This is a genomic window from Arcticibacter eurypsychrophilus (genome assembly GCF_001730525.1).
Classification (GTDB): Bacteria; Bacteroidota; Bacteroidia; order Sphingobacteriales; family Sphingobacteriaceae; genus Arcticibacter; species Arcticibacter eurypsychrophilus.
The window spans coordinates 58272-70786 of the sequence record NZ_MDFN01000019.1 but is presented as its reverse complement, the minus strand read 5'-3'; the positions used below and the strand labels follow the sequence as shown (position 1 = coordinate 70786).

General features: G+C 39.4%; 12 protein-coding genes and 1 tRNA gene. 3 read left to right on the top strand and 10 right to left on the bottom strand.

Annotated elements, in window-relative coordinates; all coding sequences use genetic code 11:
* Positions 1–11 precede the first annotated feature (11 nt).
* From hisC to hisG, 3 genes are read right to left on the bottom strand one after another with little or no spacing between them, the layout of a single operon-like run.
* Complete coding sequence (gene hisC / locus BFL47_RS11780) at positions 12–1067, bottom strand: histidinol-phosphate transaminase (protein ID WP_069659996.1); 1056 nt, start codon at positions 1065–1067, stop codon at positions 12–14.
* A 12-nt stretch (positions 1068–1079) separates the two neighbouring features.
* Positions 1080–2378, bottom strand: coding sequence for a histidinol dehydrogenase (gene hisD, locus BFL47_RS11775; RefSeq protein ID WP_069659995.1), 1299 nt, complete (start codon positions 2376–2378; stop codon positions 1080–1082).
* A complete protein-coding gene (hisG, locus tag BFL47_RS11770; RefSeq protein WP_069659994.1) occupies positions 2378–3229 on the bottom strand; it encodes an ATP phosphoribosyltransferase in 852 nt (283 codons plus the stop codon). Before hisG ends, hisD begins: the two co-directional genes overlap by 1 nt.
* A 207-nt stretch (positions 3230–3436) precedes the next feature.
* On the opposite strand from hisG, the gene BFL47_RS11765 reads away from it, so the two are divergent.
* Positions 3437–4630, top strand: a complete 1194-nt coding sequence (locus BFL47_RS11765) for a BaiN/RdsA family NAD(P)/FAD-dependent oxidoreductase (protein ID WP_069659993.1) — start codon at positions 3437–3439, stop codon at positions 4628–4630.
* Here BFL47_RS11765 and mnmD read toward each other — a convergent pair.
* Positions 4622–5302: a tRNA (5-methylaminomethyl-2-thiouridine)(34)-methyltransferase MnmD gene (gene mnmD / locus BFL47_RS11760; RefSeq protein WP_069659992.1), complete on the bottom strand. Its 681-nt coding sequence runs from the start codon at positions 5300–5302 to the stop codon at positions 4622–4624. The genes BFL47_RS11765 and mnmD overlap by 9 nt on opposite strands.
* 105 nt (positions 5303–5407) lie before the next feature.
* Between mnmD and BFL47_RS11755 the strand changes: the two genes are divergently transcribed.
* A complete protein-coding gene (locus tag BFL47_RS11755) occupies positions 5408–6454 on the top strand; it encodes a quinone-dependent dihydroorotate dehydrogenase (RefSeq protein WP_069659991.1) in 1047 nt (348 codons plus the stop codon).
* A 178-nt stretch (positions 6455–6632) separates the two neighbouring features.
* Here BFL47_RS11755 and BFL47_RS11750 read toward each other — a convergent pair whose 3' ends face one another.
* The 3 genes from BFL47_RS11750 to BFL47_RS11740 all read right to left on the bottom strand — a co-directional run bounded on the left by BFL47_RS11750 (position 6633) and on the right by BFL47_RS11740 (position 7728).
* The gene (locus tag BFL47_RS11750) at positions 6633–6815 is read right to left on the bottom strand and encodes a spore protein (protein WP_069659990.1); all 183 of its coding nucleotides are present in this window, start codon (positions 6813–6815) and stop codon (positions 6633–6635) included.
* A gap of 31 nt (positions 6816–6846) precedes the next feature.
* Positions 6847–6917, bottom strand: a tRNA-Cys gene (locus BFL47_RS11745).
* A 64-nt stretch (positions 6918–6981) separates the two neighbouring features.
* On the bottom strand, positions 6982–7728 hold the full coding sequence (locus tag BFL47_RS11740) for a TrmH family RNA methyltransferase (protein ID WP_069659989.1): 747 nt from the start codon (positions 7726–7728) through the stop codon (positions 6982–6984).
* Here BFL47_RS11740 and tamL point away from each other — a divergent pair.
* Positions 7713–10097, top strand: a complete 2385-nt coding sequence (gene tamL, locus BFL47_RS11735; protein WP_449371654.1) for a translocation and assembly module lipoprotein TamL — start codon at positions 7713–7715, stop codon at positions 10095–10097. The two genes, BFL47_RS11740 and tamL, sit on opposite strands and share 16 nt — an antisense overlap.
* Before the next feature lie 10 nt (positions 10098–10107).
* Here the strand turns inward: tamL and BFL47_RS11730 are convergent, their stop codons facing one another.
* The 3 genes from BFL47_RS11730 to ypfJ form a co-directional block, all read right to left on the bottom strand.
* Positions 10108–10653, bottom strand: a complete 546-nt coding sequence (locus tag BFL47_RS11730; RefSeq protein ID WP_069659988.1) for a hypothetical protein — start codon at positions 10651–10653, stop codon at positions 10108–10110.
* A gap of 109 nt (positions 10654–10762) precedes the next feature.
* Entirely contained in the window at positions 10763–11428 is a 666-nt protein-coding gene (locus tag BFL47_RS11725; protein ID WP_069659987.1) for an outer membrane beta-barrel protein, read from the bottom strand.
* Positions 11429–11602: 174 nt separating this feature from the next.
* Positions 11603–12481: a KPN_02809 family neutral zinc metallopeptidase gene (gene ypfJ / locus BFL47_RS11720; protein ID WP_069659986.1), complete on the bottom strand. Its 879-nt coding sequence runs from the start codon at positions 12479–12481 to the stop codon at positions 11603–11605.
* Positions 12482–12515: the final 34 nt, after the last annotated feature.

The window sequence follows — 12515 nt, the reverse complement described above, 5'->3', positions numbered from 1 at the left end:
TTTATTCTTTTTCAGCTCTTCAAATAAGCCATTAACGTATTAATTAGCAACACATTCTCTTCTGGAGTACCTATAGTAATACGGATACAGCCTTCACAAAGTTGCACTTTCGAACGATCTCTGGTAATAATTCCATTATTAACCAAATACCTATAAACTCCCAATGGGTCAACCATCTTCACCAGTATAAAATTTGCATCCGAAGGAACGATATTTAAGACAAAGGGAAGCTCAATTAGTTTAGAAATAACCTGCTCTCGTTGAAGAATCAGCTCACGTATCCAATCGTTTACCTGATCTACATTATTTAAAGCTTCAAGTGCTAACTGCTGAGATGCTTCATTAATATTGTAGGGTGGTTTTACCTTATTGAATACTTCAATGATCTCCTCACTTGCAAAAGCCATCCCCATTCGTATTCCTGCAAGACCCCAAGCTTTTGAAAGCGTTTGCAAAACTACCAGGTTGCCATATTCTGTCAGTTCCTGAATAAATGTCTTTTGTCTGGAGTAATTAATATAAGCCTCATCCACCACTATTAAACCACTGAAGTTTGCAATGAGTGTTTCAATATCTGATCTGTTGATCGAATTAGCCGTAGGATTATTTGGCGAACACACAAATATAATCTTCGTATACTCATCAATTGCCTCAGCAACACCCTCCATATCAATCTGATATTCAGGCGTCAGGAGTACCTTCTTCGTTTGTATATCATTAATATTGGCAGATACTTCATACATCCCATAGGTTGGGGGTAACAGGATCACATTATCGATTCCCGGTCTGCAGAAAGCCCTGAAAAGAATATCTATCGCTTCATCACTACCATTTCCAAGAAAAATATTCGGAATAGGAACTCCCTTGATCAAACTCAATTTTGCCTTTACCGCTTGTTGCATTGGATCGGGATATCGGTTATAATTCCTGCTTAATGGTGATCCATAGCTATTTTCGTTCGCATCCAGAAAAACGGAGGCCTCTCCCTTATATTCATCTCGTGCCGACGAATAAGGAACAAGGTTCAATATATTCGTCCGAAGAAGTTTCTTTAAGTCAAATTCCATTTTTTATGCTGGTTAATCTTCCTGATTCATGCGCAATGTCATTGCATTTTTATGTCCCTGCAAACCTTCCAGTTCAGCAAGCACTTCTACAGTATGACCAATATGCTGAATACCTTCAGGAGAAATATGCTGAAAAGTAATTTTTTTGATGAAGGAATCCAATGAAACACCTGAATAAGATCGGGCATAAGCACTGGTAGGTAAGGTATGATTCGTTCCTGATGCATAATCACCGGCGCTTTCAGGTGTCAGATTTCCTAAAAATACGGAACCGGCATTTTTTACACCTGGAATTAGTGCTTTCCAATCTCCTGTTGCCAGTATCAAATGTTCAGGAGCATATAAATTACTAAATGCAATTGCCTCATTTAAATCAGCAGTCAGCACCGCATAAGAGTTATCAATAGCCTTTGCTGCTATCTTATTCCTTGGCAAAACCTGCATTTGTCTTTCCAGAGCCAAATTTGTTTGGTCAATAACGGATTGGGATGTAGCTACCAAAATAGCTTGCGAATCTGGACCATGTTCTGCCTGCGCAAGCAGATCTGCAGCAATAAATTCAATATTTGCCTGCTCATCCGCAATAACCAACACTTCTGAAGGTCCTGCAGGCATATCAATTGCCGTTTGGGTGCTGGACTGTATAATAGTCTTAGCCCTGGTGACATATTGGTTACCGGGGCCAAAAATCTTATCCGTTTTAGGAATACTGGCGGTTCCGTATGCCATCGCTGCCACTGCTTGAGCACCACCTGCCAAATAAATCCGGTCAATCTGGAGCAAAACGGCTACATAAGCCAGGTATACATTAACCCTTCCATCCTTTTGTGGAGGTGAGCAAACCACAATATCCTGACATCCTGCAATCCTGGCTGGGATCCCCAGCATTAAAAAAGTACTTGGCAGTACAGCCGATCCACCTGGAATATATAAGCCCACACGCTCAATTGCTCGGGCTTCCCGCCAACAGGTTACACCAGGCATCGTTTCAACAGGCTTCTCCTGCTGACGCTGACTCTGATGGAAGGCAAAAATATTTTTAAACGCAGTATCAATAGCCGCCTTTTGCTCCGCACCGATAGTCGCTGCAATACTTTTAATCTCTTCCTGATCAATAAAAAGCTTGTCCAGTTTAACCCCATCGAAACGCTCAGCAAGTTCAATTAAAGCCTCATCTCCATTAATTTTAACCATCGAGATAATCTGTTCAACCTGCTCAGTGATGCTATTATCTGCATCTGCATTCCGCGAAATTAACCTGTTAATTTCTGCAGTTGATAAGTCTGAATATGAATACGTTTTTAATAACACTATAAAATGATCTTTTCAATAGGCATAACAACAATTCCTTGGGCACCTACAGCTTTAAGCTGGCTAATTTTACTCCAAAAATCTTTTTCAGCAATAACAGTGTGGACGGCTACCCAACCCTCGTCTGCCAATGGCACTACCGTAGGGCTTTTAATTCCGTCTAACAATGATTTAATGGCTTCAAGATTTTTACGTTCAATGTTTAAAACCACATATTTAGTTTCCTTTGCCCTTAAAACAGATTGAACACGTTGCATTAACTCAACGATAAGGGGATTTTCTTCCTCACCTTTTCGTCCGATTAATACCGCCTGCGAATGCATGACATCACCAAATGGAATTAATCCGTTGCTCTTCAACGTTCCACCCGTAGAAACAAGGTCGCATATTGCATCACTTAATCCCAGTCCCGGAGAAATCTCTACAGATCCGGAGATGGTTCTGATATCTGCCGTGATCTTATTATTAGCCAAAAATTTCTCCAGAATAACTGGATAAGAAGTGGCAATAGCTTTACCATTCAGATCCTCCAGCTTAGTAATCTTTCCATTATTTGGAATGGCCAACTTCAATGAGCATTTACCAAAACCCAGCATTTGAAGGTAGGCTACATCAACTTCTGTTTCGTTGATGACATTTTCTCCTACAATTCCAAGATCAGCAATACCATCCTGTACATATTCAGGAATATCGTCATCTCTTAAAAAAAGAATCTCTAATGGGAAATTTGATACAGGAGAAATTAAGGAGCTTTTGTAATTATCAAAACTAAGGCCGCAGTTTTTAAGAAGCTCTACCGATTTTTCGTTTAACCTACCCGATTTCTGGATAGCGATTTTGAGTGTTTTCAAGATATTTTATTATTTAATCAGTCCAATAAGGATTGTTCAGGAATCATCTGTTTCATTCGAAACCATGCATTGGTTATATCGCTTCGGAGCGATGATGGAGACGATGATGGCATGTAAACATAGTTGTCATATACTGGATTCCTGATTAAAACCGGGATTACAAATATACATATCATAGCATGAAAACAAAACTTTTATATTTGCCCCATGTTTGATGCTGTTATAATAGGAGCTGGTGCCTGCGGATTAATGTGTGCGGTCCAGGCCGGATACTTGGGTAAAAAAGTAATTATCCTCGAAAAGAATGAGGAACCCGGAGCCAAAATTCTCATTTCCGGAGGCGGAAGATGTAACTATACCAACCTTTTTAGTACTTCAGCCAATTTCATTTCCCAGAACGAACACTTCTGTAAATCAGCTTTTTCCCAGTGGACTGTCGAAGATACCATCAGCTTTTTTAAAATATACGGCATCTCAGGAAAAGAAAAAACATTAGGCCAGTTATTCCCCGAAGGTAACAAGGCAAAAGATATTGTCGAAGTCTTCACCCAATTGTGTGAGCAGTTGGGACAACAAATCCTGACACTGTCCGAGGTAAAAGCCGTAGATAAAGATGCCGATGGCACCTTCACCATTCAGTATGAACAGCGGGGCAAGTTAAAAAACATCCGTTCAGCTGCCGTAGTGATCGCTTCTGGTGGTTTACCCATCCAAAAACTTGGAGCCACTGATTTCGGATTAAAAGTGGCAAGAAAGTTCGGTCTGGATATTATAAACACTGCTCCGGCACTAGTGCCCTTAACGGTTACAGGAAAAGAGGCAGACTGGTTTGCCAGTTTATCTGGAAACAGCATTTTCTGCAGGGTAAGCAATGACCAGATCAGCTTCGAAGAGAATATTCTGTTTACCCATTGGGGATTAAGTGGACCTGCCATCTTGCAGATCTCATCCTATTGGCGTCCGGGAGAATCCATAGAACTCAATCTTTTACCTAAACAAAACATTCTTGAGCTCATTGAGCAGGAGAGAAAGCAGAATGGTAAAAAAACCTTACTCAATCTCTTGTCGCAGCTATACACCCGCAAAATTGCAGATGCAATGGCTAAATACCTTCCTGTAGAGAAAAATTTATCCTCATTAAATAAGGTCGATCTGCAGCTGGTTGAACAGCAGATTCATTATTTTAAGGTAAAACCAGCAGGTGATAAAGGATACGATCGCGCAGAAGTGATGCGCGGAGGAGTAGATACGAATGAGCTTTCATCCAAAACCCTTGAATCAAAGAAAGTTAAAGGTTTATATTTTGGCGGAGAGTGTGTAGACGTTACAGGCTGGCTTGGCGGATATAACTTTCAATGGGCCTGGGCATCCGGTTATGTCATCGCCAATAGCTTAGAGTAGCTTTGTGGCCCTTAGCATTTCTCTTTTTCCAGGCGCACCGGGGACCTTTTCAATAAAAAAATTTAATGACTTCATAATTCGCTTTAAATTTCCGGTGATGGCATAAGTTACCAGAACTCCTCCGGGTTTAATAAATCTGGTGACATGTGTGAGTGCTTCCAACGACCACATTTCGGGCTGATTTGCTGTTGCAAACGCATCAAAATAGATAATATCGTATACTTTTTCTGTTGAAAATTCCGATAACATAATAGGCACTACTTCCAGCGTATCATCTGTATTGATTTGCATAGGAGCTAGTAAAGCTTTTTGATAAGCAGATTTAAAACTTTCCCAAACAGCTTCAGATACATACTCATTATAAGCCGTAGAAAAGATCAATTCATCAGGAAGGGGATAAGCTTCTATTCCCGTATAATACAACTCAATTCCTTTCTCCAGGCAATAATCCGCACTTAGCAAATAATTTAAACCAGTACCAAATCCAACTTCCAGTATAGAAATACACTTTTCAGGATGCTGCGACATAAAATAATTCAACCCCGCCTGGATAAAAACATGCTGACTCTCTTGTACCGCACCATGCATAGAATGATAGTTTTCCCCAACTAATGCATTAAAAATTGTCGTTGAGCCATCTTCTGTCTGTACCAGTGATAAATAATTTTTCATCAAGCCATCTTCTTAAGCCATAAAACTACTATTATAAAAGTCCTTTGCCCTTAAATAAATAAAAAAAGAAAGAAATATTCCCTAAAACTGCTGTAATTTTGCGCTATGTATCAATTATTAAAACCCTTACTTTTTCAGTTCGCTCCAGAAAATATACATCATGTGGTTACCTCTCTGTTAAAAAACGGAAATCGGGTACCGGGCGTTGCTTATATACAAAAGAGTATTTTCCAACTGGAAGATCCAAGACTGGAAAGAGAGGTATTCGGACTAAAATTCAAAAACCCAGTAGGTCTTGGTGCCGGATTCGATAAAAATGCCACACTGGTAGAAGAATTATCCCATCTCGGTTTCGGATTTATAGAAATTGGTACTGTTACTCCATTGCCGCAACCGGGAAATGACCAACCCAGGATGTTTAGGTTGCCACAGGATGAAGCTTTAATCAACCGAATGGGTTTTAATAATGAGGGTGCAGATGTTGCAGCTACCCGTTTAAAGTTTCTAAAACGTAAAGGATTGATCATAGGTGGCAATATCGGCAAGAATAAAGTAACGCCCAATGAAGAAGCCGTCAATGATTACGTGAAAGCTTTCGATGCCTTATTTGATGTGGTGGATTACTTCGTTGTCAATGTCAGCTCTCCAAATACACCAGGATTAAGGGAACTGCAGGAGAAAGGGCCTTTGAAGAACATTTTAAACACCCTACAGGAACGTAATAATAAAAATGGAGCATCACGTCCCATTCTATTAAAAATCGCGCCAGATCTTACTAATGATCAACTGGACGACATAGTAGAAATTGTCACCGAAACTAAAATCGCCGGAGTAATTGCTACCAATACTACGATATCCAGAGAAAACTTGCAATCACCCGCTGCGTTAACATCCGAAACCGGTGGATTGAGTGGAAAACCACTAACTAAACGATCTACCGAAGTAATCCGGTACATAGCGACAAAGTCAAATAAAGCATTTCCAATAATAGGAGTAGGGGGAATCCATTCCGCGCAGGACGCATTGGATAAACTGGATGCAGGAGCATCATTAGTGCAGATATATACCGGTTTTATCTATGAAGGACCACTGTTGGTTAAAAAGATCAACCAGGCACTGCTTAAACGGATACAAGAAGGCGAATCAGCGTAACTAAGGGACTCAATGTAATAAATTTGATCAGAGCTTATTTAAAAGATAAAATAAGTTTCGATCATTTCCCTGAAATCAAATACAATTGATCCGCATTTTTAAAAATAAAGAACATAAAAAAACCAGACAATTAATTATCTGGTTTTTTTATGTATCGGCCATAGAGACGAACTTATTCTTATTTAGCCTGAGCCGCAATTACTTGTGCAAGAACGGCGTTGTTCTTAGCTACCTGACTGCTTGCAGATTCTTTAGAACGGCTACCAATTTCAATATTGCTGCCAATCTTCAAAAACTGAACATCAAGGCGTGCAACCGTTTTATTTTTTCTGTCTTTTCTCTTTAAACGTGTAACTCCCATTGTTTTTTTTTTAATATTTTTTTATCCTGTGAGGTCGGAAGCGGATTCGAACCGCTGTAGGAGGTTTTGCAGACCTCTGCCTAGCCACTCGGCCATCCGACCCTTTGTAAGGAGTGCAAAAATAATAATTAATTGTATCCTCGCAACAATTATTTGAAAAAACAATTTAAATCCCTCTTCTTTTTATTTCTGAACACACTATTGCAGCAGATATGGCAACGTTCAATGACTCTGCATTTCCGAACCGTGGAATGGTAATCCGATTGGAAATCAAAGGAATAACAACATCTGAAATCCCCTTACCTTCATTACCTAATACAATAAACCCAGGATCAGTAAAAGAAGTTTCATAGATCGATTCACCTGCCAGCAAAGTACCATAAACGGGAATTCCACTGTTTGAAACCAATTGTGACAAATCTGTATAATGCACAGCTACCCGGGAAAGAGAGCCCATAGAAGCCTGAACTACCTTTGGGTTATATACTTCTACCGTATCCTCTGAACAGATTATTTCCGAAAAACCAAACCAATCTGCTGTCCGGATAATCGTACCCATATTTCCCGGATCCTGTATCCCATCTAAAATAATAGTAAATCTATCTTTAAAACTTTCAGGACGTAACGGGGTTTTAACAGGAATCCTTATAATTGCAACTGCATCCTGAGGAGTGCTAAGTGTGCTGATCTTTTTTAACTCAGCATCTGTTATCTCATAAAATTTGACAGTAGGAGATAATTTACTAAACTTGATGAGCGTTGCAGAAGAGCAATAAATTGATTCTACTATAAAAGCTGAGTTCAGGAATTCGGAAATTGATTTAACCCCTTCAACCAGAAAAAGACTTAGGTCCTTTCTGTTTTTTTTTACATGTAATGCATTTACAAAACTGATTTGTGATTTTGAAAGCATATAATAATAGTGTTGGTATTTTTTTGCGTGCAAGTATACTGTTTTTAACAGTTATTATGAGCGGATGTTCGGCTACAAAATATTTGAATGAGGATCAGGCGCTTGTTAAAGACGTGAAGCTGAAAGGAATTGATAACGAGTTCGCTGAAGCTTCTTATCTTTATGTACAGCAGGACATTCGCCCGAATTCAAGGGTGAACCTCGCCTTATATAATCTGTTGAATACCCATAAAAATAAATACAGGTCCGACCGGATCAAAAATATAGGTGAGGCACCTCATCTGCTGGACAGTTCATTAGTAGACATCTCCAATCGGGAAATTCAGAAATACCTGGTGTATAAAGGCTTTTTTAATGCAAAAGTGACCAGTGACATTCGGGTTAAAAACAAAAAGGCGCATATTACCTTTACAGCTGTTCAGGGGCCTTCATTTCACGTCCGCAACGTGACTTACAGCATTTCAGATACCGCAGTAAAAAATCTTTATATTCAAAACCGGGAAAGCTTAACGAAGATCAGAGCAGGTAGCCGTTATGATGTAGATTCCATTATGAATGGAATTAATAGTGTGTATAATCTGATGAAGTCAAATGGGTATTACGACTTTCTAAAACCCTATATTCATCTGGATGCAGATAGCACCTTGTCGACTAACCAGGTTGACATGAAATTACACATTTACAATCCCCCTGGAAAGTCAACTCATTCCCGCTACTTCATCAATAATAAAACCGAGATAGATATCACGAACAGTAATCTTCAACATGGAAGAAGATTGCCCGACAGCGCAATGGTTGATTCGCAGTATTTCTTTCGCGACTATTCGCACCGATTCAACTTCAACGCACTGTCCCATTATATTTTTTTTAATTATGGAAGACCTTACAGTGTACAAGAAGAAAATCTCACCTACGATCGCTTATATGAGTTAAACGTATTCCGTAATATTAAGATCTCATACGAGAAAGACCCTGATAGCACCAGTCTGAATGTCAGAATGGAAATTACCCCGCTAAAGAGGAACAGTAACAGGATAGAAGGGGAGTACACTTTCAATTCTGGTCGAAATGGGTTTAATATAGGAAACACCTACACCAACCGCAATTTATTTGGTGGCGCTGAAAGGTTAGATATAAAATTCAGATACGGGATCTTGTTTGATTCAAGGCAAAACCAAAAGTTATTCAGTGATGTCTTCAACAGAGATATTCAAATTGGCGCGACTTTAACTATACCACGTATCGTGAGTCCCCTAAACATCCCTGAAAAAATTGGCGCAGGTGTGCCTCATACCACATTTTCCAGTAGTATGCAGATTTTTGATCAACCCGGTGCCTTCAGAAACCGCATATTCATTAACTCTATTACCTACGATTGGGTACAAAGTAAAAATAAGCTGCATAGTTTAACTCCTTTTAATCTGGAATATCGGGATGGGCGTCTGGCTCAAGCGTTTAAAGACAGTCTGGAGAATAATGGAAATCTCCTTTATGTCCGCACTAATGACCGCCAGTTTTTAAACCTGGGAACCCAATACAACTTTACGCTAAATGCACCTAAATTAAGCACCTATACCAATTTCACCTACTTCAGGGGATTCTTAGACATCGCAGGAAATAGCTTAGGGTTACTGAGTAATGTATTTAAGTTTCATAGAGACGAAGACGGATCACGTAACATTTTAGGACTTCCTTACCTGCAATATGCAAAAACAGAAATAGATTTACGGCTCTACCGGTCTTTTGGAGGAGAAAGACAACTTGTGGCACGCATTAATCCAGGAATAGCATTGCCCTATGGCAACTCTAAATCCCTTGAACTTCCCTTCGAGCGCAATTTCTATGCAGGTGGATCAAGTGGAGTACGGGCATGGCAAGCCAGAACAATCGGTCCCGGAAATTACAACCGCAGTTCCATTTCTGACGAAGAAACACGTAAAAACCTGACCTATCTGGATCAGTATGGAGAGATAAAAATCGAAGGAAACCTTGAATATCGTTTCAAGCTTATGAATAATTTCTTCGGCTCTAAACTGAAGGGCGCTACATTTACTGATTTCGGTAATGTTTGGCGACTCAATGAAAGCACTTTAGTTCCAGGCGGACAGTTTAAATTTAACAAATTCCTCGATCAGCTGGCTATAGGAGCAGGAGCAGGGCTAAGGTTTGATCTTCAATACTTTGTATTCCGCTTTGATGTCGGGGCAAAAATAAAAGACCCACAATTTACCGGGTCTGATAACTGGGTGATTAAACATTTTTTCAGTAGCAGCGATAGGAAGGATTTCAAAGACCAGTATGATCTTACAAATTCTCCGGATACCTACCGCTTTTTACAATACAACTTCGGAATTGGAATGCCTTTTTAAAAACAGCTGATTAAAACAGACTATTCTTAATACCATCAAAGATGGTCTCAAAAACGGTGGGGATCCCTAAACCTTTATTGGAGTTAAATACCATTAAAACCACAAGGATAATAACTGCAAATACAATAAACTTCCTGAAGACACTGGCCAAAACAACTAAGGCCAATGGTATAATAACCAGCATCATCCAATTAATTTTGATCGGATTAAGTCCACCATCCTTTTTTAGTACATAATAGAGTTTAGCAGGAGTGGAGGATTCATTGGTATGTTTCAGGTACACGAACGTTGATTTATCAATTTGCTGCGGAGCAACCGCCACACCATCATGAAAAATCAACGATTGCTTGAACCCATTAATACTGAACAAAAATGTCCCATTTACGGATTCTACAGGCCTTTCCTGATCATCAGCAGCTATAATAGCAAGCTTATCATTCTTTAACAGATTCTCTTTTACAATAAAGTTGCTGATAATATCTGTTTTGGACAGTGCCATACTATTAAAGCCCAAAAGGAGCAGAGAAGCGAAAAGTAAAATTCTTGTTTTTATCATGATTATGGTGCTATAAAAGCACCGACAAATATAATCAGCATCAGCAATAAAAAGAAAAAGCCCCCAAATAATATTTGAGGGCTTTAGATTGTTTAAATTAACCTAATCTCTAAAATGAATAACCCACGTTAAAAGACAAAACCCGGTTGGTTATTTTACCATTGTCATTATTATTACCAGGACGTATATCAGATAAACCTATTCCATAGTTAGCTCCAAAATTAAAACCACTATTTAACTGGATTCCTCCTAAAATGTTAACTCCGAAGTCACCACTTTTAAAGTCATCATTATCACCATTACCAAAATTAAGATCACTTGTTGACTCTGAACTAGATCCACCAGATTCTACAGTTAGCTTTCTTTCTCCTGAAACTGCAAATGCTGCATAAGGGCCTGCGCCTAAATACAAACTAGCTCCTGTTACTCCTAAAGGAACCTTTCCAACAAGATTTACAGGAATCTCGACATATAAAGAATTATCCTTAGACACACCATTTACACCAAAAGCGGATCCTGTTGTTTTACTACCCTTTCCTTGTAAAGAAATTCCTGGTTGAACAGAAAAGCCAGATGCAATAGGAAGATCAGCGTAACCGGTTACATTAAAATTAGTGTTAGCTTCTGTTTCATAATCATCACCATCCGTATTGGTGAAATGATATTTCGGTAAAGCTATACCCACCTTTAAACCAAATTTAGTTGGTGATGTAGACTGTGCAATCGCAGCACCTCCTATAAGGGTTACAGCTGCTAGTAGAATTATTTTTCTCATGTTATTTACTTTTTAACATATTAAGTATGTTACCCTGTATGGCAAATACACAGCCTAAATGCGAAATAATAAAGAAAGAGTTAAAAATGAGGGCATTACTTAAGGTATACACAAATGCTCATGTTGCAAATATGTTTCGTTTGCAGGTCATATTGTACCTCATACCATACAATTTCACAACGATGAGGTAGAAAATGTATCACCCGCACTCATATCACCCGTGTCAAAGCCTTTCTTGAACCACTTCATTCGCTGTGCAGAAGTTCCATGTGTAAAAGCATCAGGTACAACATGACCCTGAGCCTCCATTTGAAGTCTGTCGTCTCCAATTGCATTAGCCGCATTCAATGCTTCCTCAAAGTCCCCTTCTTCCAGTACAGTTTTCCTTTCCCCATCTTCCAATATAGTTTTCTTTTGAATATAATGGGCCCATACGCCTGCGTAAAAATCTGCCTGCAACTCTAAACGAACTGACTGCTCATTCAATTTCGATTCACTCAATCTGCCCCGCATGTTATCTATTCTGTCTGTTGTACCTAATAGATGCTGAATATGATGTCCCACTTCATGTGCTACAACATAAGCCATGGCGAAATCTCCGGGAGCACCAAACCGCTCCTTTAAATCATTATAAAAACTCAGATCGATATAAACTTTACTATCCGCCGGACAATAAAAAGGACCAGTTTGCGAACTGGCGGCCCCACAACCTGAACTGATCTGATCAGTAAATAAAGTTAGCACTGGTTTTTCATAACGCATTTGATTGGCAGTAAAGATACTATCCCATACCTCTTCCGTATCACCCAGCACAGTGGCTACAAAATGCGCATTCGCGTCACTCTGAAGATCTGTAGACAGATCTTTCTGTTCCGAAGAAGAGCTAGTTCCCCCTTGTTGGGCCATGCCAATAAATTCCAGTGGGTTCTGCCCGGTCAGAAGAGCAAAAACAACTGCTACGACAGCTGTTAATCCACCTCCTACAGCAAGTCCCCTTCCGTTACCTCTTTGATCATCAATATTCCCGCTTTCGCGTCTGCCCATCCATTTCATAATTAGCTCATTTTAAAGTTAGCAACAACCACTT